Annotated in this window: 15 protein-coding genes; 10 read left to right on the top strand and 5 right to left on the bottom strand. The window is 40.4% G+C overall.

Annotation, left to right across the window (positions count from 1 at the left end; translation table 11 throughout):
* Positions 1–37: 37 nt before the first annotated feature.
* The 4 genes from AMD01_RS19490 to AMD01_RS19475 all read right to left on the bottom strand — a co-directional run bounded on the left by AMD01_RS19490 (position 38) and on the right by AMD01_RS19475 (position 7,849).
* The gene (locus AMD01_RS19490) at positions 38–2,653 is read right to left on the bottom strand and encodes an FIMAH domain-containing protein (protein ID WP_053403115.1); all 2,616 of its coding nucleotides are present in this window, start codon (positions 2,651–2,653) and stop codon (positions 38–40) included.
* A gap of 140 nt (positions 2,654–2,793) precedes the next feature.
* A complete protein-coding gene (locus AMD01_RS19485) occupies positions 2,794–5,367 on the bottom strand; it encodes an FIMAH domain-containing protein (RefSeq protein ID WP_053403114.1) in 2,574 nt (857 codons plus the stop codon).
* Between the two features lie 210 nt (positions 5,368–5,577).
* A complete protein-coding gene (locus tag AMD01_RS19480) occupies positions 5,578–5,781 on the bottom strand; it encodes a YbdD/YjiX family protein (RefSeq protein ID WP_053403113.1) in 204 nt (67 codons plus the stop codon).
* Positions 5,774–7,849, bottom strand: a complete 2,076-nt coding sequence (locus AMD01_RS19475; RefSeq protein WP_053403112.1) for a carbon starvation CstA family protein — start codon at positions 7,847–7,849, stop codon at positions 5,774–5,776. The genes AMD01_RS19480 and AMD01_RS19475 overlap by 8 nt, the downstream gene beginning before the upstream one ends.
* A gap of 164 nt (positions 7,850–8,013) precedes the next feature.
* Here AMD01_RS19475 and AMD01_RS19470 point away from each other — a divergent pair, with 164 nt between their 5' ends.
* Entirely contained in the window at positions 8,014–10,047 is a 2,034-nt protein-coding gene (locus tag AMD01_RS19470; RefSeq protein ID WP_053403111.1) for a molybdopterin oxidoreductase family protein, read from the top strand.
* 41 nt (positions 10,048–10,088) lie between these two features.
* Here AMD01_RS19470 and AMD01_RS19465 read toward each other — a convergent pair whose 3' ends face one another.
* On the bottom strand, positions 10,089–10,832 hold the full coding sequence (locus AMD01_RS19465) for a lipase family protein (RefSeq protein ID WP_053403110.1): 744 nt from the start codon (positions 10,830–10,832) through the stop codon (positions 10,089–10,091).
* Positions 10,833–11,057: 225 nt separating this feature from the next.
* On the opposite strand from AMD01_RS19465, the gene AMD01_RS19460 reads away from it, so the two are divergent.
* The 9 genes from AMD01_RS19460 (at position 11,058) to galE (ending at position 22,667) form a co-directional block, all read left to right on the top strand.
* Positions 11,058–12,302 carry an ATP-binding protein gene (locus tag AMD01_RS19460; RefSeq protein WP_245638985.1) on the top strand — a complete coding sequence of 415 codons (1,245 nt, stop codon included), beginning with the start codon at positions 11,058–11,060 and terminating at the stop codon, positions 12,300–12,302.
* 185 nt (positions 12,303–12,487) lie between these two features.
* Positions 12,488–12,670: a hypothetical protein gene (locus AMD01_RS24295; protein WP_157052799.1), complete on the top strand. Its 183-nt coding sequence runs from the start codon at positions 12,488–12,490 to the stop codon at positions 12,668–12,670.
* Between the two features lie 234 nt (positions 12,671–12,904).
* Positions 12,905–14,167, top strand: coding sequence for an ABC transporter substrate-binding protein (locus AMD01_RS19455; RefSeq protein WP_245638990.1), 1,263 nt, complete (start codon positions 12,905–12,907; stop codon positions 14,165–14,167).
* A 157-nt stretch (positions 14,168–14,324) separates the two neighbouring features.
* Positions 14,325–15,176, top strand: a complete 852-nt coding sequence (locus AMD01_RS19450; RefSeq protein WP_053403107.1) for a carbohydrate ABC transporter permease — start codon at positions 14,325–14,327, stop codon at positions 15,174–15,176.
* 93 nt (positions 15,177–15,269) lie between these two features.
* Positions 15,270–16,052, top strand: coding sequence for a carbohydrate ABC transporter permease (locus tag AMD01_RS19445; RefSeq protein WP_053403242.1), 783 nt, complete (start codon positions 15,270–15,272; stop codon positions 16,050–16,052).
* Positions 16,053–16,292: 240 nt separating this feature from the next.
* On the top strand, positions 16,293–18,521 hold the full coding sequence (locus AMD01_RS19440; RefSeq protein ID WP_053403241.1) for an alpha-galactosidase: 2,229 nt from the start codon (positions 16,293–16,295) through the stop codon (positions 18,519–18,521).
* Between the two features lie 15 nt (positions 18,522–18,536).
* Positions 18,537–20,507, top strand: coding sequence for a beta-galactosidase (locus AMD01_RS19435; RefSeq protein ID WP_053403106.1), 1,971 nt, complete (start codon positions 18,537–18,539; stop codon positions 20,505–20,507).
* Entirely contained in the window at positions 20,494–21,678 is a 1,185-nt protein-coding gene (locus AMD01_RS19430; protein ID WP_053403105.1) for a galactokinase, read from the top strand. The genes AMD01_RS19435 and AMD01_RS19430 overlap by 14 nt, the downstream gene beginning before the upstream one ends.
* Positions 21,678–22,667: a UDP-glucose 4-epimerase GalE gene (galE, locus tag AMD01_RS19425; protein ID WP_053403104.1), complete on the top strand. Its 990-nt coding sequence runs from the start codon at positions 21,678–21,680 to the stop codon at positions 22,665–22,667. Before AMD01_RS19430 ends, galE begins: the two co-directional genes overlap by 1 nt.

Below are 22,667 nucleotides of genomic sequence, written 5' to 3'. Positions count from 1 at the left end.
ATCCTGGTCACATTTTGGAGACCAGGATTTTTTCTGTTTATTTCACTGTTGTTTGCCATGACATTTTCAAGCTGTTAAGATCATTAATCAACGTTTTTTGAGCCTGGATACTAATCAAAATACGCTGTGCAGACTGTAGCTTGGTAATCATACCGGTTAAAACGTTCATTCCCTGCGTAACGTCGCCTTTGTTGTAGGAGTTCTCAGCAGCTTGTAGATCATTTTGTAATGTCTGGCTAAAGACACTTCTAATTTTCGCCTTTGTTGTAAAATCAGACAGCTCCTGTTTCACTTCTCCGAGTGTGACGGTAACAACGAATGGAACTTCATTGCTCGTTACGTTTTGCTTTGTAGAAGTAGAAATTGCCATCACTGATGCAATACCAGCCGATTTCGCTACAATTTCTCCTGAGTCTGAAATGCTAATAACGTCTGGATTTGATGAGACAAGCTTGAACTGATTTTCATTTAATGTTCCTTCAGCTCCACTTGCGTATTTTACTTGAACAGTAGGTGAAGGGGTAACGACTTGTTTCTTTTGCAAGTTCAAGCCAACTGGACCGATATCCAAGTTCATGCTTTCAATCATAATCGGAAGCTTATATAACCTTGAACCGAGCGTATAGTAAATGCTTCCGTCGTTTGATAATGTCATGAACTGAATGGATTCTTCAACCACTTCATCAGATACTGTCATCAGCTTTTTGGATCCTCGCACAAGCTGTTTAACTTCTAACGTATCAGGATTAACAGCCGTTAATTTTCGACCAAGTGTCGTATAGAGCGTACCGTCTTTTCCCCAGTCTAAGTAGAACGGACGGAACTTACCTGTACTGAACGTAGTTGGGTAAACAACTTTACTTTTGACGACTTCATAGGTCGTCGGGTCCATAGCGAAAATGGTTCCGTCAATAATTCCCCAAAGTAAGCCATCAGGTCCAAACGATAATTCGCCAATCATTTCAATCGGTATATCTAATCCGGGAATTTTAGGCGTGAATTCCGCAATTTTTTCTCCCTTTTCTACATCGAATACGAACATTTTCGCTTCTTTTTCAACAGGTTCACTTCCTAGACCACCATGGATAGAAGTACTGCCATAAATTTTGCCGTCTTTATAAGCAAGTCCGATGATGCTTTGATCTTTTACAATGTCAGCATAGACTTTTGTTTGAACATTCACTTGATCGTTAGCAGAAGGGCTCTCACTTAATACTGTAAGCGCACCACCGTGTTTTCCATAACCAGGAATTGTTCCAATGAATAACTTGTTATCTCCACTCGTCATCGTAAATGGACGATCTTGGTCATCATCAATATCGACGGCGAGAGAAGGGTTTCCATTTTTTCCGCTTGTGTAGTTAATCGGTTTGGTTGGGTCGTAGCGATAAATCTTTGCACCGGGATATGTTCCGAAATAGACCACACCATTTAACGATCCAATTCCCTCTGACTGATGGAAGCTTTTATTCATGTACGTATAGCTTTGAGATGCTTCATCAAAAATACTCATTCCACGCTGATATCCACCAGAATACACTTTTCCATCAATTGAAGCGATGGCATTTATGTTTGTACCCTGTGCATCTACATTTGGAAAGTGAAGCTTATAATCATTGTCGGTTGGATTGTAAAAGAAAGAATCCGTAAAAGCAGCCATTCCTGCTAGCACTGTTTTTCCGTTCTGTAAGGTAATCCAAGCGTGTGCTTTAATTTCTGTTTCGTCTGGTAGTGGAGGGGCGTCCTTTAGCTCCTCTACTTTGTTTTCTTTCATATTATACGTGTAGAGACTACTGTTTACTTTGTAGTAAAGCAGATCTGGATTATAAGGTGAGGGAGAGGAGATCTTCCCTTGGAAACCAATGGTATTAATGTGTTTCCCTGTTTCTTCATCTAAAATGAATAGTCGGTAACCCGCGCGGACGAATAATTTCCCATTATACGCAGCCACCTCTGATACTGTTGTACTTTCACCTGAAATTGGAAGAGGGATCTCGACTTTTTCACCTGTTGTCCGATCGTAGCGTATAAGAGCGGCTGTTGTTCCAATCCCGACGTATACGTATTGATCTGTTACACCTAGGCCACGCGCATATTGCTGACCTTCTTTCATAATACCTAAATCGTTATATGTATTGGTTGCAATATCATATTCAAATACCTTCGTATTAGGATAAGTCGCTCCATAAATCTTTCCATCACTACTCGACTTTAAATCCCAAACAAAAGTATCAGAGGGATTTTTCCCAAGCGATTCAAGCTTTTTCTCATTTGGTAAGTAACGATAGAGCATACCGTTCATCGTGCTAGCGAAATAGACATTCCCATCGCTTCCGACAGTCATTCCCCATACGACATCAGAATTGGCAATGGTTTGGGAGAACTTTTGCTCACCTGTCTCTGCATCAACGGCATAAAAGACTGCAGGACTTCCGTTAACAACCATGTATTGTTCATTTTCTCCTAGCGCATTCTGTCCATAAGCTGCTGCTTGAGATAGAGGTGTTTTAACCGCTTGTCCAAGTGAGATAGGATCACTGAATGAATCTTCTGGATGGAAATCAGAAGAAGCGGCTAGTGCGTGCTGTGGTGATAGAGAAAATAGACCTAAAATAAACAAAATTACTACTGACAAATAGTTACGTAATTTCATTTCAACCTCCTTGTATTGTTTTGTCTTATATTTAGCATGTACGATCAAATTATCGGTTATTATGGAATTTTTTTGAAGTGTTTTTAGGTCGAAAGATAGATAAATCATAAAAGCAGCGCCAAAAGCGCTGCTTTTAGAAACTAAGACAGGCTATTTATAATCGCATCTAGATCATGAATATAGCTATCCCGTAAAGCTTCCTTTAGTTCGCTATCTGAAGTATTTTGTAGAACTTCTTTAGCCTTCATAAGGTGATGAATGGCTTTATCTGATTCTCCCTTGTCTATAAAATGCTGTGCTGATTGTAGTGGATTAATAATTCGTTTGAAAAGAGAGTTGCTTATTTCCTCTTCTTCTCTGGCTTTTTGAATATCCTCTGTCAAAATTGGAAGACTTGCTGTCACTGTAATCGTTACTTCGTTACTTGTGACGACCTTGCCATTCCGATTGATCGTTGCCATAACGGTTGCTATACCTGAATGAACCGCTTGAAGTGTTTGATCCTCTCTGACACGAAGAACGGAAGAATCAGACGAGGTTAGCGTCACATCTTCTTTTTCATAGACAATCGGTTTCCCATTGGCATAGGCAAATGAAATAGAAGGGTTTACGACGTCATATTTATTAATCACTTGTTGATCAACGGATAGGGAAACAATAGTTTTCATCGGAAGTTTATACAGTTTGGAACTAATCGTATAATAGAGGCTTCCGTCATCTGAGAGCGCCATTAAATTAATGGAAGCTTCTACAACTTCATCTGATAAAGTCATCATTTGACTAGAGCCTGTGATCAGCTTTTGAGAATCTAACGTAACAGGGTTAATCGCCGTAAGAGTTCTTCCAATTGTCGTGTAAATGGTGCCATCATAGCCCCATTTCAAATAATAAGGACGGAACTTACTTGAGCCAAACGTGGTCGGATAAACCACTTTGCTTTTGACTACCTCAAGGGTGTCAGGATTCATTGCAAAAATGGTGCCGTCTACAATTCCCCATAGTAATCCGTCAGGACCGAATTCCAAGTCTCCGATAAGTTGTATTGGAACGTCTATCCCTGGGATAGTAGGAGTGAACTCCTTAATCTTTTGCCCTGTTTTGACATCAAATACAAACATTTTTGCTTCTTTTTCTGTCGGTGTACTACCGAGTCCGCCGTATATAGATGTGCCTCCATATAATTTGCCATCTTTATAGGCAAGACCGAAAATACTTTGATTTTGGACAATGTTTGAATAGGTTTTTGTCTCCGTGGCAATGGTGCCATCACCGTTCGGCTTTTCTTTTAAAATCGTTAAGGCACCACCAAGCTTTCCATAGCTTGGGAATGTCCCAATAAACATCATATTATCAGCGCTTTTTAAAACAAACGGACGATCCTGGTCCTCTTCGATGTCTAGAATAAGTCCAGGGTTTCCTTGCTTAATTTCGTTGTAGTCAAACGGTTTGGTTGGGTCGTAGCGATAGATTTTTGCACCTGGATAGGTTCCAAAATAAAGCGTATCGTTCATCACACCAATTCCTTCAGGCTGATGAAAGCCTTTGTACGTGTAGGTGTAGCTTTGACTTTTCTCATCAAAAATACTAAGGCCTCTTTGGTAGCCTCCCGCATATACTTTGCCATTTGAGTAGTGCAAGGCGTTCACGGTTGTTCCCTGAGCCTCAACGGTTGGGAAATGAAGGTCATAATAGTTGGTAGTTGGATTGAAAAAGAAGGAATCCGTAAAAGCTGCCATTCCAGTTAAGACCGTTTGTCCATCTTTTAGAGTGATCCATGAGTGAGATTTTACAGCTGTGTCTGCTGGTAGAGGAGGAATGCCCGTTACTTTTTGAACCGTATTGGTTGCTGTGTTATAGGAATATAAGTCTCCACTAGATTTGTAGTAGATTAAGTTTGGGTTGTAAGGAGAAGGTGGAGAAATTTTTCCTTGAAAGCTGATTGTGCGAATAAGTTTTTCTGTTGCTTCATCTAGAATAAATAGGCTCGTTCCTGAATAGACGAATAGTTTTCCATTATAAACCGCCGATTCGGAAATTGTGCCGCTTTTTCCGCTGTTTGGTATCGCAATTTCTTTCTTTTCACCTGTTTGACGGTCATAGCGTACTAGTGCGGCAGTCGTTCCGATTCCTACGTATACATACTGATCAGTAACGCCTATCCCTCGTGCGTATTGCTGTCCTTCCTTCATCACACCTAAATCGGTAAAAGAATTTGAAGCAATATCATATTCAAATACTTTTGCGCGAGGATATGTTGAACCGTAGATCTTTCCATCAGTACTTGCTTTAAGGTCCCAAATGAAATTATCGGAAGGATTTTTTCCTACTGCTTCAAGGCGTTTTTCATTTGGAAGGTAACGATAGATCATGCCGTTAATCGTTCCAGCCATGTAGACATTGCCGTCACTTCCCACCGTCATCGCCCAAACAACATCTGTATTGGGAAGGGCTTGAGAGAATTTTTTTTCTCCTGTTTCGGCATCCACCGCATAGAAAACGGCCGGTGTTCCGGTAATGGCAATGTACTGCTCGTTTTCCCCACTTGCTGTTTGACCATATGCAGCAGCTTGTGAAAGTGGAATGGTAACCGCTTCACCTAAATTAATGGGTTTTTCAAACTGATCGCCGGGCTGAAATTCATCAGCAAGTGTATGACGTGGAAAAAGAGCTAAGATGAGGAAGCCAGTGATGAGCAAAAGAACGTACTTTTTCATAGAAAATCCCCCTTTTTAGTAACCGCTTTCTTTGTTGCGGGACGAGGGATGACAAGCGGCTGTAAATAAAAGTATATAGGAAGAAATTTGGTAAAAGAAGGAGATATCCTTATTTTGGTAGATAAGGACTAGGAAGAATTTTGAAAGGTAGGAGAGATTACACTCAAAATAATTAGAGCCCTCTAAACAGTTTAGAGGGCTCTGACCGTATTAACAGCAACGAGATATTTTTCCACCCTTGGCGTTAAAGCGTTCTTCTTGAGCTTCGCAGAAGAATTCTTTGCGGCATTTAACTGGTTCATCAGGGTGATGGTTTTTCATATGATCTACATATTTTTCGTAGCTTGGAACGCCTACTAGGAGACTAACAAATTGCTTTCGGTGCGCTAAAAAAGATGCTATCAGTTTACGCATAATGTTGGAAGTCTCCTTTTTCACGTGGAACGTAAGGCGCTTCATGAAGAGTCGTTTTTTTGTTTGTAAGAACCTTTATCCACATACGAATCGCTGATACTAAAACAGCCAATACAACAAGCATAAAAATACCGCAGAGCGTGGCATCAATATAGTCATTAAACAATACTTGCTGCATTTGTTCTTTCGACGTTGCTGGAGCTAAAATTTCTCCTTTGTCTAGTGCACCTTTAAATACTTTCGCATGAGCAAGGAATCCAATTTTAGGATTGTCATGGAATAGTTTTTGCCATCCTGCTGTCATCGTTACGATTAATAGCCATGTCGTTGGGACAAGTGTGACCCATACGTACGCTTTTTTCCCCATTTTGAATAAGAGCGTTGTTCCAAGTAGAAGGGCAATCCCTGCTAGCATTTGGTTGGCGATACCGAATAATGGCCAAAGCGTGTTAATACCACCCAACGGATCAATAACACCTTGATAAAGGAAGTAGCCCCACCCTGCGACACAGAGTAGCGTAGCTAATAAGTTAGCTGGAAGAAAGTCTGTTTTCCCGAGAGGCTTATACACATGGCCTAAAAGATCTTGAATCATAAATCGACCAACACGGGTTCCAGCATCAATGGTTGTTAAAATAAAGAGAGCTTCAAATAAAATAGCAAAGTGGTACCAAAACGCCATGAGCGCTTTTCCACCGATTACTTTTGAAAAGATAAACGACATTCCGATTGCAAGAGTAGGAGCGCCACCTGTACGAGAAAGGATGCTTTCCTCTCCAACATCTTTTGCGAGCGTGCTCAAATCATTAGGAGTAATAGCGAATCCCCAGCTGCTTACAGTTTGAGCAACTTGTGACACGTCTGTCCCAATTACGGCAGGAGGACTGTTAATCGCAAAATAAATACCAGGCGTTAATACACAGGCAGCAATCATGGCCATAACGGCAACGAAGGATTCCGTGAGCATTGCGCCGTATCCAATCGGTTGTGCATGTGACTCGCGTTCGATCATTTTTGGTGTTGTACCAGAGGAAACGAGAGCATGGAATCCTGATACAGCTCCACAGGCAATAGTAATGAATAAGAACGGAAACATATTTCCAGCAAATACAGGTCCTGTTCCATCAATGAACTGTGTGACGCTCGGCATGTGTAGGTGAGGACCAACGACCAAAATGCCTAATGCAAGACCTAAGATTGTTCCGATTTTTAAGAACGTACTTAAGTAATCGCGCGGAGCAAGCAGCATCCAAACAGGAAGCACAGAAGCGATAAATCCATATACGATCATCATGATTGCGATCGTTTCGCCTGTAAACGTGAACATGCTAGCAAGAGTTGGATTTTCGGCTACGTATTGCCCGGCTACTAATGATAAGATTAAGAGCACAATCCCAATAATCGATCCTTCACCAACGCGACCAGGGCGAATATAACGCATGTATACACCCATAAAAATAGCGATTGGAATCGTAGCGGCAATGGTAAACATTCCCCAAGGACTTCCTGTTAGCGCTTTCACAACTACGAGCCCTAAAACGGCTAAAAGGATAACCATGATACCTAAAATACCAACCATCGCAATGAATCCAGTGACGGGTCCAATTTCTTCTTTAATCATTTCACCAAGAGATTTTCCTTTACGACGCATCGAACCGAATAAAATAATAAAATCCTGAACCGCTCCTGCAAGAACAACACCTACAACGATCCAGATCGTGCCAGGCAAATATCCCATTTGAGCCGCTAGAATGGGCCCGACAAGTGGACCTGCTCCTGCGATTGCTGCAAAGTGATGACCAAAAAGTACCCACTTGTTTGTTGGAACATAATCTTTTCCATCTGTCTGCGTTTCGGCAGGGGTTTGTCGGTTATCATCTAGCTGAAACACTTTTCGGGCAATAAAACGACTGTAAAATCGGTAGGCAACAGCGTACACACACACGGCTGCTGTCAGGAGCCAAATGGCATTAATTGTTTCTCCTTGTTTTAATGCCACGACGCCAAAGCAGATCGCTCCTAAGGCCGATATAACACCCCAGATCAAAATTGATTTCCATGCTCTCATGCATATTCCCCCTCAATAATTTGTCTACACGGTAATTATATTTTATTTTTCTGAATTTTTAAACAAAATAATTGGAAAAGCATTGGAAGAGTGGCAGAAACGTATGACAAATAATCCAGAAATGATAGAATAATAAAATACTTTGTCGTGAGAGGAGAAATAAGATGGAAAAAAAGCGAACCATTGCATCAGCGGTATGTCCACTAGATTGTCCAGACACGTGCGGATTAAAAGTGGAAATAGAAGAAGGGAAAATTGTTTCCGTGAATGGTGATCCGAATCACCCCGTCACAAAGGGAGTTATCTGCCATAAAGTGCGTAAATTTCCTGAGAGAGTAAACCACCCTGACCGTGTTTTGTATCCATTAAAACGTGTAGGAGAAAAAGGGGATTTTTCTTTCAGACGAATTACGTGGGAAGAAGCGTACGGGGAAATTACTCGTCGCTACAACGACTTAATTAGTCGTTACGGACCAGAGAGCATTCTTCCTTACAGCTTTTACGGAAATATGGGATTGTTAAATAGTGATGGAATGGATCGTCGCTTTTTCCATAAGCTTGGCTCAAGTCACCTTGAGCAAACCATCTGTAATTCAGCGGCTTCTGTTGGATTTCGCTATACGATGGGGAGAGGTGTAGGCATTGACCCAGAAGATACAGTTCATTCAAAGTTAATCCTTATTTGGGGGTGCAATGTGATTAGTACAAACATGCACCAAATGATTTATTTTAATGAAGCTCGAAAGCGCGGCGCAAAAATCGTCGTAATTGATGTTCATAACAATAAAACAGCAAAATGGGGCGACTGGTTTGTTCAGTTAAATCCAGGAACAGATACAGCGTTAGCGCTTGGGATGATGCACGTGCTTATAAACGAAAAGCTTGTTGATGAAGCATTTGTCTCTAAGTATGCGGTTGGTTATGAAGAACTGGTTGCACATGTGCAGGAATATACACCGGAATACGTGTCTCGTATAACGGGTGTTTCAGCTGATGATATTATGAAGCTAGCAAAAATGTATGGTGAAGCGACGCCATCTTTTATTCGAATTGGAAATGGACTTCAGCACCATGAGAACGGGGGAATGATGATACGAGCGATTACATGTCTCCCAGCTTTAACAGGTCAATGGGGAGTAAAAGGTGGAGGAGCATTAAAAGGAAATAGCGCTTATGCAGAGTTGAACTATGCAAAACTTGCAAGAGCTGATCTGCGACCAAGTCAAAATCCTCGCAGCGTAAATATGAATCAAATTGGAGATGCACTTCTGCAGGAGGAGCTCCCAATTCGCAGTCTTTTTGTTTACAACAGCAACCCAGCTCAAGTAGCCCCTGATCAAAACAAAGTTCGAAAAGGGCTAATGAGGGAAGATTTGTTTACCGTTGTGCATGATTTGTTTTTAACGGATACGTGCAAATATGCTGACATTGTCCTACCGGCAACAAGTCATTTTGAAAACACAGATCTTTATAAATCGTACTGGCATCTATATCTACAGCTACAACAACCAATTATTGAACCAATGGGAGAAGCAAAGTCAAACTTCACGTTATTTAAAGAGCTTGCTGAATGGATGGGGTTCACTGATGATGCGTTTCAAGTGAGTGAACAAGACATGATTAATGAGGCGCTAGATAGCCAAAACCCATCACTTGCAGGGATTACATACGAGCGTTTAGCCAAAGAAAAACATATAAAGTTGAACGTAACGGAACAGCAGATGTTTCCGGAATATATTCCGACTCCTTCAGGAAAAATAGAGTTCTATTCAGAGCGAATGATAAGAGATGGTTATAATCCGCTTCCACATTACGAAGGGGTTAAAGAGAATGATCACTACCCGCTAACGTTTGTATCCGGACCTAATCACCAGTTTTTGAATTCCACGATGTCTAATATTAAAAGTCTTCAAAAACTAGAAAAAGAGCCAATCCTTTCACTTCATCCAGAGGAAGCGATGAAAAGGGGAATTCAGAATGGAAATCGAGTACGAGTGTTTAACGAATTAGGAGAAGTGAAGCTACGTATATTCGTTACCGAAGACGTACTACCTGGTGTCGCGCTCACACAAGGCTTGTGGTGGGATGACGAAGAGGGAGAACGTATTTCCGTTAATATGCTTACACCACAAAAGCTAGCAGACATGGGCGGAGGCGCCTCCTTCTTTTCAGCAAAAGTGGAATGTGAATTAATATAGATAGAAAAAGGCGAGCTCAGTAAAAAAAGAGCTCGCCTTTCTTATTTAAACACGCTATTACTGAGCTTTTTGATTCCTCTTTTATACGTGTCTAAAAAATGATTGGCTTTTAATGATCCTCCTTGCACGGTGAAAGACACCTCATATTCAACATGACAGTAATACCATGCTTTTTTTGCTTTTGGTCCGTAGATCATAATGGGAGGCACTTTAGCTACGACATCTGTTGTATTAACGAACCGGATGGAATTCGGAACAAGCTGGTGGTAACGAGCAGCAAATGTTGGGTCGCCAACACGAGGGCTAGCGAAGTTATACATCACAACGTTTCGAAAGAGCTGATTTGTTGCGACATCTGCCGCATGAAGAGTAGCCAAAGCTGCTCCTAAACTATGCCCGGTAATATAGAGCGTTTTATTAGGAGAAAGCTTTTTATAGACATCTAGTAGGAAATCACGACATGATTCATACACACTTAAAAAGCCATTATGAACAAGCCCACCGTTGACCGTATAAGGGTAGTAGCTTTGAGAGTAGTCCGCATCTGCCATCCAATCGACGTCTGACTGAGTTCCTCGGAAAGCTACAATGACCGATTCTTCCGATTCTAAAATAAAGCCAAACAAGCCTGTTCTACCATACGTAGTTGCTTGAAATTCGGTCACAAGCGTAAATCCTTCTGGAACAGAGACTAAACCGTTTTGCTGGTATTGCACATATGCGAGCTCACACATATTTAGTAAAAAAAGGGCGAGGGATTTGTTGTAGTAAGGGGTTCTAAACATTGGATTTCCCACCTCATTCGTAAAATGTCGTTACCGACAAGGTATGTGAGATCAATCAAAATGTGCCTATGCATCTCAAAATCATAAATAAGGGAGAAGAAATTATCATGCAACAGAAGCAGGGAAATAGAGAGAAGTGTCGTACTTTTGTACTATAAAATAAGTCTAGTGAGGTACGACAGAATGGTAACTGAAAAGTTATTTTTACATGTTTTGATTATTCTAGTGCCAACATTACTTCATGGAATCTTCAAAGAATACAATCGGTACGGAAGTTCTCCTTATGCAATCGGATTGTTTCAAGGGGGAGCTACTTTTTGTTGTCTAATGTTTTCATTTTCGAGTCATGATTTATTTTGGGATTTGCGCTACGTTCCGTTAATTTTAGCCTTTGTGTATGGTGGAAGGAAATCTGGATTTATTGTATTAGGGTTTATTCTTTGTGGGAGAACGATGTTAGGTGGAAATGCCCTTATCGTCGGTTATATAAGCGTCCTTATCTCTGCTCTTTTCCCTTTTCTTTTAGCTAAAATGGCGTGGGGATTTTCTGCTCGCAAACGAATTATTTTTACCATTATATTAGGACTGGGTCCATCCCTCGTTCAGCTTTCCATATTGTTAATTTCTACTGCTCTAAGCCCAAATGTCTCAATAGAAGCTAGCTTAATTGAAAATGTGATAAGCTTTGGCACTATTCAACTAATCGGAATTTGCATGGCTTCATTAATTTATGAGTGGATGATCGAGCGAAAGATAATGAAAGAAAAAATTCAGCATGCGGAGAAGCTGAATACGCTAGGGGAGTTAGCTGCCTCCATTGCACACGAGGTACGTAATCCGCTTACGGTTGTAAAGGGTTTTCTACAATTAATGAATCATGATCAAAAAAAGGAACGCGGGGAGTATGATCAATATATTTCGCTCGTACTAAGCGAGTTAAACCGAGCGGAATCAATTATTAGTGACTATTTAACTTTTGCCAAGCCGCAGTTTCCTAAGATTGAAGTGTTTTCCTTATCAGACATGTTTTATGATGTATTAGCTTTATTAAACCCGTTAGCCGTAAAGCAAGGAGTAAATCTACATATAAACGTACAAATTCCTCTTCATTTGGAAACGGATCAAAATCAATTAAAGCAGGTGTTTATTAATTTAATCAAAAATTCAATAGAAGCCACTGATAATAGCGGAACGGTGACTATTCACGCGCAGAAGGAGGATGACTATGTATGTGTACAGGTCATTGATGATGGGAAAGGAATGAACAAGGAGCAACTTGCACGAATTGGGACGCTTTTTTATACGACGAAAGATCGAGGAACGGGGTTAGGAACAATGGTGTCCTTACGAATCATTGAAGCAATGGATGGTAAAATTACGTATAAAAGCGAAGAGGGTAAAGGAACAGAAGTGCACCTTCTCCTTCCTCTAAATCTAGAAAGAAGTCATTCAATGTCTGCTAGGGCATAAAAATATAGAAGAAAATACTTCAAAAACATGTTGCGTAAAAGCGAGGCCACCGAAAAGCTTCGGATTTTTTAGATGATCAGTAGAACGTAAGACAAAAAGCTGGATCCATTCCTTTCTTTGGAATGGATCCAGCTTTTTCTTCATGGTAAAGCAAAAAACCGCCAAGTTCCTTTCAAAATGGAAACTTGGCTATTCTAGATCATGCAGTCGCTCTAGGTTGTTTGGAACGGAAGGCGCGAGACTCCTTCGGGATTAGTGTGACAGGTGAGACACCGCAGAGCAGCGGAGAGGCTCACCGCACACCCCGCGGAAAGCGAAGCGGCATGGAGTGGAAATCAACCAACTCCTTTATGAACGAAATCCTTTAAGGATTTTTTCAGTGGCCTCGTAAAAGCCACATGTTTTTTTGCGTAAAAGAGGATGATTGGACAGACAAAAAATTTTTTTAAGGTTGTAAAAAAGCTTGATTTAACAGTATATTCAGCCTTTAGTAAAACAATGAGTAAAATTTTAGTTAAATTTTTATTGACGATTAATTTGCAATCGCTTACAATGATGATGAAAATGTTTCTTAAAACAAGGGGGTAATAGCAGTGAAGAAAATGTTTAGTGTACTTAGCTTACTACTAGCTCTAACACTAGTTTTAGCTGCATGTGGGGGAAGTTCTGAAAAAACTTCAGGAAACAAGAAAGAATTAACAGCTTGGGCTTGGAACATTAACGTTCCTGTTCTGAAAAAAGCTGCTGAACAATTTGAAAAAGATAATCCAGGATTTAAATTAAAAGTTGTTGAGATGGGTCGCGAAGATGTGTACTCAAAATTAACAACAGGTCTACAAGCAGGCGGTAAAGGATTACCTGATATCGTGTTAGTCGAGGATGATCGTGTACAAGGATATGTAAACGCTTTTCCTAAAGCGTTCTTAGATATTTCAAAAATGGGATTCGACAAACAAGCAGACAAATTCCCAGAGTATAAAAAAGCTCTATTAGAAAAAGATGGTAAAGTATACGGCTTCCCGTTTGACGGTGGACCAACTGGTGTATTCTACCGTACAGATTACTTTGAAAAAGCAGGCGTGAAAGCAGACGATATTAAAACGTGGAACGATTTCATTGAAGCAGGTAAGAAAATCAAAGAAAAAGTTGGCGTTGACTTTATCGGCTTAGATCTTAACGGTGATGATGGACTTCTTCGTGCAATGTTAAATCAGCAAGGATCATTCCTATTTGATAACGATGGAAAAGTAGCATTAAACACAGAAGAAGCGAAAAAAGCACTACAAGTACAAAAGGATTTAAAAGATGCAAAATTAGTGAAAAACACTGTAGGTTGGGATGCTTGGATCAGTGCAATGTCTGAAGGGAAAACAGCAGTTGCTCCTTCAGGTGCTTGGTTAGCAGGTTCAATTACACAACAAGCAGCAGACACAAAAGGTAAATGGGGCGTTATGCAATTCCCTGCATTTGAAGAAGGCGGAAATCGTGCAGCGAACCAAGGTGGAAGTAACTATATGATTCTATCTTCTACTGTAAATAAAGATCTATCTTACAAATTCTTAGAATACTTCTCTACTACCGATAACATTCAATTAGAAGCGATGAAGGGTGGATTATTCCCGACATTGAATACCATTTACAACAATGAAATGTTTACTGGCCCAGATGAGTTCTTCTCAGGACAAACAATCTGGAAAACATTTGCTGACGAAGTAAATGACATTCCACCAGCAAACTACACAGAAAACTATTCATTAGCACATGATGAAGCAATTAAAGCACAATCAGAAGTCATGAATGGTAAATCAATGGATAAGGCACTTAAAGATGCAGAAGATCGTTTGAAAAACAGAATGAATAAGTAATAGTAGAAACTTAAACAATTGATTTAAGTTTTCAAAGACGATCCTGTAACTCATGAGATATTTAAGGGTTTATAGTGATCGTCTTTTCTCTTAAAATACGAAATGTTTACAACGGAACTGATAGAGTGATCTATTCAGTTTAGAGACGGAGGTCAAAATGAGCAGAAATAAGCTTTTTCCATACTACTTTGTTGGTCCAGCCGTAATTTTATTCGCGATTTTTACCATCTACCCAATTATTTCTTCTCTCATCATGAGTTTTCAAAAGATGGATCAGGGAGAAATGGTATTTACAGGGTTATCTAACTATACGCGATTACTACATGACGAAATTTTCTGGAAAGCATTAAAAAATACGTTTATTATCTTCATCATTCAAGTACCAGTCATGATTTTATTAGCACTTATTCTTGCTAGCGCATTAAATAGCCAGCTATTAAAATTTAAAGGATTTTTCCGAGTATCCTTCTTTTTACCAGCCGTAACGTCTCTGGTGGCATATTCAATCTTGTTTTCGATCATGCTTCAAGACGAGGGGTTTATTAATAACTTCCTAGGCATCTTTGGTTTTGATCCTATCCCTTGGCTCTCAACACCAACTGGTGCTAAAGCATCCATTATCATTGCTATGACATGGCGCTGGACAGGGTACAACATGGTTATTTTCCTTGCAGCACTACAAAACATCTCAGAGGATATGTACGAAGCAGCTTCACTAGATGGAGCGGGGAAAATTAGACAGTTCTTTTATATTACGATTCCACAGTTAAAACCGGTTATTTTGTTTGCAGGAATTTTATCAACCATCGGAACACTTCAGTTGTTCGATGAGCCTTACAACTTAACAAAGGGTGGGCCAGCAGATTCCACCATGTCGTTAGGATTATATATTTATAAAAGTGGATTCCAATATTTTGACTTTGGTTATGCCTCAGCAGTTGCATATGCAGTTGTAGTATTAGTGGCGATCTTAACCTTTATCCAGTTCAAAGTAACGGAGGAAAAATAGATGAATACAGTCCAAAGAGTTACGACACAACCAACCATTCAAGTAAAAAAGAAGAAAAATAAGTCATTGGCAGGCCGTATCGGTATTTATTTCATGCTCGGGATCTTTACCATCATTTCAATCTTCCCCTTCTATTGGATGATTATCGGTGCAACCAATCATTCTAGTAAAATGTTTAGCAACCCGCCAACGCTGTTACCAGGCAAAGAGTTGCTAACAAACTTAACCAATTTAAATGATTCAATCGGAATTGGAAAGGTTCTTTTTAACTCATTGTTTATTTCGGTCTTGTACGTCGTGTTTGCGCTCATTATTTGTACATCTGCGGCTTACGCATTAGCGAAATTTGAGTTCCGAGGAAGAAATCTTATTTTTACGATTTTCTTGCTTTCCATGATGATTCCGTATCAAGCAACGCTTATTCCACTATTTAAAATGATGTCGAATTTCAATCTATTAAATACGTATTTTGCGTTGATCGTACCGCAACTTTGTTATCCATTTGCTATCTTCTTAATGCGTCAAAACTTCTTAGCTTTCCCAACGGAATTGCTAGAATCTGCGCGTTTGGACGGAGCGGGTGAATTCCGAATCTTTTTCCGAATTGTGTTGCCATCCATGAAGCCAGCTTTAGCGGCAACGGCAATTTTCTTATTTATGACTCAGTGGAACAACTTCATGTGGCCACTCGTTTCAACAACATCAAGCGATATGTACACATTCCCAGTAGCGCTATCAAGCCTATTCGGATTATCCATTATTGACTATGGTCAAGTAATGACAGGTGTAACCATTGCAACGATTCCAATTATTATTGTGTTCCTTGCTCTTCAAAAGCATTTCATTTCTGGTATGCTCGGCAGTGCATTGAAGTAGGTTTGGAGGCGATGAGAGGGATTAGAAGCTTAGTAATGATTACGTAGGAAAAGCCATTCACCAGTTTGAATGGCTTCCTACCTATTAGATATTTCCCTAGAGCGCATGATGAGTGTGAACATGATGCGTTGTTAGAAAGATCTAGGAAATGGTGAAAATAACAAAATCTCGTGTTAGTTAAAAGTGTCAACACCCCCTTAGTGCTCACTTTTAAAGAGGTTTTAAATGAGGAGTGGTTTTGTGCTAATACATGTAAATGAAGAAACAAAGCAGTTTCATTTAACAAATGAGAAGATTAGTTACATTTTTCACGTGATGAAAAACGGTCAATTAGGCCACCTTCATTATGGAAAGCGTCTGCATCATCGGGAAGATTTTTCTCACTTGCAGCGGTACGACAATCCAACAAGTGCGAGCTGTCATCCGTATGAACAAGATCCAGCGTTTAGCCTAGAAACTAGTAAGCAGGAGTATCCATCGTATGGGACATCTGATTTCCGTGAGCCGGCTGTTAGTATTCGAAGGTTAAATGGAAGCCATGTGACGAACTTTCAGTATCACTCCTATCGACTTGTTGAAGGAAAACCAGCATTAGAAGGCCTTCCTGCTACTTATGCAGAGAAGGACGAGGCTGAGACATTACAAATTGTGTTAAAGGATTCACTTCTAGATGCTGAACTTGTCTTAAATTATACGATTTTTAAGAACTATCCTGTAATCACAAGAAGCGTTCAACTGATTAACCACAGTGAAGAAGCATTTTACGTAGAGCGATTAATGAGTGCCTCGGTTGATTTTGAAGGCAAAGATTTTTCGATGATTCATCTCTCAGGAGCATGGTCTAGAGAACGTCACGTTAAAGAACGTCCTCTTGAAACAGGTATTCAAGCAGTTTCAAGTATTAGAGGCGCTAGTTCACATCATCACAACCCCTTTCTAGCATTAAAACGCCCGTTCACGACAGAAGAAACAGGTGAGGCATACGGTTTTAACTTCGTATACAGCAGTAACTTCCTAGCACAGGTGGAAGTAGATCATTACGATGTTTCGCGTGTAACGATGGGCATTCATCCATTTCGATTTGAATGGAAGCTAAATGGTAAAGAAACGCTCCAATCGCCTGAAGTCGTTATGACGTATTCAGCTGAAGGATTGAACGGGATGAGCCAAGCGTTTCATAACGTCTACCGAACGCATCTTATAAAAAAACAATGGCGAGAAGTGGAGCGTCCAATCTTAATTAATAACTGGGAAGCAACGTACTTTGATTTTGATGAAGAAAAGCTTGTGAACATCGCGACAGAATCACAAAAGCTAGGGATCGAGCTATTTGTACTAGATGATGGCTGGTTTGGAAAGCGCGACAATGACACATCATCACTTGGTGACTGGTGGGAAGATAAAGCGAAGCTACCAAACGGGTTAGAGCGCGTGTCACAAAGAGTTCATGAAGCCGGGTTACAGTTTGGATTGTGGTTTGAACCTGAAATGATTAGTTTACGAAGTGAGCTTTTTCAGGAGCATCCGGAATGGGCTATTCAAACTCCTGATCGCGAGATGACATTTGGACGAAATCAGTTTGTTCTTGATTTTTCACGCCCTGAAATCGTGGAGTACTTATATGAGAAGATGGCGGGAATTATTCAAAAAACAGGAATTTCTTATATTAAGTGGGATATGAATCGCTATATTACAGAAGCGTATTCGACTCAGTTAAATGAAGACCAGCAAGGGGAGTTTTTCCATCGTTACATTTTAGGTGTGTATCGACTTTATGATAAGCTGACTCAAGCCTTTCCAAACGTATTGTTTGAATCATGCGCAGGTGGTGGAGGGCGATTCGATCCAGCGCTGCTGCATTATGCCCCGCAAGCATGGGCGAGCGATGATACAGATGCAGTTGAGCGTCTTAAAATTCAATACGGAACGTCATTTGCGTATCCAATTTATAGTATCGGTTCTCACGTATCAGCCGTACCGAATCATCAAACTTTACGAGAAACACCAATTGAAACAAGAGCGGCTACTGCATATTTCGGAACGTTTGGGTACGAGTTGAACCCATTAGAGCTATCAGAAGAAGAAAAAGAGGCAGTGAAGCAACAAATCTCTTTCTATAAAGAACAACGAAAACTGATTCGAGATGGTTCCTTTTACCGCTTAAAAAGTCCATTCCAAGGAAATGAAACGTCATGGGCAGTGGTAAGTCAGGATCAAACTGAAGTACTCGTTGGTTATTACAAAGTACTAGCAACACCAACGGTCAAGACAAATCAAACCTTGCGTATTCAAGGGTTAAAATTAAATGCAGAGTACGTGGTGGATGGGTATGATCAAACCTTCTACGGAGATGAATTGACAGCAATAGGGTTGCCGTTGCCAGTAGAATTTAACGGGGTAAATGGAAATCGAGCTGAACGTGGTGGAGATTATCAAGCACAAATCTTTTATTTGAGACAAAAACAGTAAAGTTGGGGGATCAACATGTATAGAGGCGTAGATTATTACCCAGAACACTGGGATATCGAGATGATGGATAGTGATTTATCAAGAATGAAAGAAATGGGCGTTAACCTTGTACGCATTGGCGAATTTGCCTGGCATCTGATGGAGAAGGAAGAAGGAAAGATTGACTTCTCATTCTTTGATCGCGCAATCGAAAAAATTAAAGAGTACGGCATTGAAGTAATGTTTGGAACACCAACGGCTACTTTTCCGGCCTGGCTTGTTCAAAAGCATCCGAGTATTTTAATAGAAGATGAGAACGGTCAAAAAATATCTTTTGGTGGCCGCAGACAGTATTGCTATAATTCTGAGGTCTATCAAGAATACTCCTTGAACATCGTTCAGAAATTAGTGACGCATTATCAACATGAAAAAGCGATTGTGGCTTGGCAAATTGATAATGAATTAGGACATGAGGGAAGCGATATGTGCTATTGCTCACAATGTCAGAAAGCCTTTCACTCCTTTTTAGAAGAAAAATACGAAACGGTCGATGAGCTAAACAATGTATGGGGAACGATCTTCTGGGGACAAACGTACAATGATTTCTCAGAGATTCCCGTTCCGAAAAAGACCATTACCGTTCATAATCCGTCTATGATGTTGGACTGGGCGCGCTTCCGTTCACAGTCGCTTAGTGAATTTGCGAAAAAGCACGTTGAGCTAGTTCGAGAACTCAAAGGAGAGCATCAAACTGTTACCACAAACCTTCCGGGCGGATTTTTTGATAAATGGTTTGATCATAATGAGTTTTCTCGCTCGCTCGATTATGTATCCTATGATAACTATCCGGTATGGGGTGGTTTAAAAGAGCCTGTTACACCCGCGGAGCTATCAGCCACATTGGATTTTGTTCGCGGCTTAAATAAACAAAATTTCTGGATCGTAGAGCAGCTGATGGGTGCACAGGGGCATGATATTATCGGCTACCTTCCGCGTCCTAACCAAGCGAAGGCATGGTCGTATCATGCATTTGCTCACGGATGTAACAACATGCTTTATTTCCGCTGGAGAGGAATGAATCGCGGAGCGGAGCAGTACTGTCTAGGAATTTTAGATGCAAACAATCAAAAGACAAGAAAGTTTCATGAGGTAAAAAGCTTTTTTAATCACATTAGTCAATATGAAGATCTGTTTGATGCGCCTATTCAAGCTGACGTAGCGGTTTTATATGATTTCGATAACATATGGGCATGGCGCATTCAGCGAGAGAGTTCACAGTTTCAATTTATGAACGAGCTTGTTCGTATGTACGAACCGTTTTACCGTCAAAACATTGCAATCGATGTACTAAGATACGATCACGATTTCTCAACATATAAAGTGGTCATTTTACCAGTAATGAAAGTGATCGATGAAGAGCTAGTAAGACGCTTAGAGGAATTTACAAAAGCGGGCGGTACCGTCATCATGTCTTATCGAGCTGGCGTAAAAAACAAACAAAACAACCTTATTCTAGGGGAAACGATTCCAGGTAAACTATCACCTCTATTAGGAATTCAAGTAGAAGAATCAGAATCTCTACATGACGGCCAGCAGGTTACAGTCGTAACGACAGATGGAGAAGAAAGTACTTGTAAAGTATGGAGAGATATTGTTCGACCAACAACAGCTCAAACGCTTTATCATTATACGGATCATTTTTATAAAGAATATGCGTGTGTAACAGAAAATCAATTTGGTGAAGGAAAAGCGTACTACGTAGGAGGCGGTCTAGAATTAGATGCGTTAGTAGATCTTGCGAAAGATATTGCTCAAGATCAAGGCCTTCAAAACATCCAAACAGAGCCAGGCGTTGAGGCAGTGAGAAGAACTGACGGAACAACAAACTACATCATTGTCATCAATCATAATGGTCATGAAGTTACGTTCAAAAATAAGGTACTTCAACCGTACGAATGCCGCTTTTTCGAAATGTCAGAGGAGGGAACTATTGATGAATTATCATGAGTTAGTCATTCAATTTAAACAAATTTTTCAGCGAGCTGATTACCGCGTATTTTTTTCACCAGGACGCATTAACTTAATTGGAGAACATACGGACTACAACGGTGGGAACGTATTTCCATGTGCCATTACGTTTGGAACGGCAGCTATTGCAAAAGAACGTAACGATGCCCTTATTCGATTATATTCATTAAATTTCCCTGATAAAGGAATCATGGAGTTTTCAATTGACCACCTTGACTATCGAAAAGAGCACGACTGGGCGAATTATCCGAAGGGGATGATTCGTTACTTAAAAGAGCAAGGCTACAACATTTCTACTGGAATGGATATTCTTTTCTACGGCAATATTCCAAATGGAGCTGGGCTTTCGTCTTCCGCTTCTATTGAACTAGCGACAGGCGTTGTGTTGGAAGGGATTTTTAATCTGACCATTAATCGTCTTGAGCTTGTGAAAACGGGAAAACGCGTTGAAAATGAATTTATCGGTGTAAACAGTGGGATTATGGACCAGTTCGCAATCGGAATGGGAAAGGCGAATCATGCGATTTTATTAGATTGCAATACGTTAAAGTTTGAATATGCGCCTATTCATTTAAAAGATCATAAAATTATTATTATGAATACAAACAAGCGTCGTGAGCTAGCGGACTCGAAGTATAATGAGCGTCGGAATGAGTGTGAACAAGCGCTTGCACAACTTCAGTCAGATATTAGCGTATCAACGCTCGGTGAATTAACCGAAGCAGCATTTGAAGCGCACAAGCATGTGATTACGAGTGACGTTTTACAAAGAAGAGCACGCCATGCTGTATATGAAAATCAGCGTACGCTAAAAGCGAGTGAAGCACTTAGAAACGGTAACCTAGATAAGTTTGGTAAACTAATGAATGAATCACATATTTCACTACGAGATGATTACGAGGTAACGGGTATTGAGCTTGATACACTTGTTTCAGTAGCATGGGAGCAGCCAGGGGTTTTAGGGGCTCGTATGACAGGAGCAGGCTTTGGCGGATGTGCCATTGCTATTGTAGAAAATGCCGAAGTAGATCAATTCATCGAAGAAGTTGGACATCAGTACCGCACAGCTATTGGTTATGATGCAACGTTTTATGTAGCAAGTGTCGGTGACGGAGCAAGAGAAGTGAAGAAAACAGAGGTGGCGATGTAATGAGTATTTTAGTATTAGGTGGAGCAGGATATATCGGGTCACATGCCGTGTATCAATTAATTGATGGAGGCTATGACGTTGTTGTAGTCGATAACCTTCAGACGGGTCATAAAAAAGCAATTCATCCAAAAGCTTCTTTTTATGAAGGAGATATTCGCGACCGTGAATTTCTAAGAAGCGTGTTTACAAAAGAAACGATTGACGGCGTTATTCATTTTGCAGCTAATTCATTGGTTGGTGAATCAATGACTGAGCCGTTAAAATATTTCGATAACAACGTATACGGAACACAAGTCTTATTGGAAATTATGAATGAATTTTCTGTAAGAAATATCGTCTTCTCGTCTACAGCTGCTACATATGGTGAGCCAGAAGTCGTGCCAATTACGGAGAAAATGCCGACTGTTCCAACAAATACGTACGGTGAAACGAAGCTTACAATGGAAAAAATGATGAGATGGTGTGACGAAGCATACGGTACAAAGTTTGTGTCACTTCGTTATTTTAACGTAGCGGGAGCAAGAGAAACGGGAGAAATCGGTGAAGATCATTCACCGGAAACGCATTTAATTCCTGTCGTTTTACAAGTAGCGCTTGGTCAACGCGAGCATATTACGATTTTCGGAGAAGATTACGATACGCCAGATGGCACGTGTATCCGTGATTATATCCACGTGGCGGACCTAATTGATGCACATATTTTAGCACTTCAATACTTACAAAAGGGCGGCGAAAGCAACGTCTTTAATTTAGGAAGTAGTCAAGGCTTCTCAGTTAAAGAAATTGTGGAAACATCTCGAGAAGTAACGGCACATGATATTCCCGCAAAAATCGGTGAAAGAAGAGCAGGCGATCCGAGTAAACTTATTGCGTCCTCTGCGAAAGCAAAAGAGGTACTAGGATGGGAGCCGAAGCGTACAGACATCCGTAATATCATTCAAACAGCATGGAATTGGCATGAAAATCATCCAAATGGCTACGAAGATTAA

This window comes from Priestia koreensis, assembly GCF_001274935.1.
In the GTDB taxonomy this organism is placed as follows: domain Bacteria; phylum Bacillota; class Bacilli; order Bacillales; family Bacillaceae_H; genus Bacillus_AG; species Bacillus_AG koreensis.
Note: the sequence above shows the minus strand (reverse complement) of the source record. Positions and strands in the feature narration are given on the sequence as shown.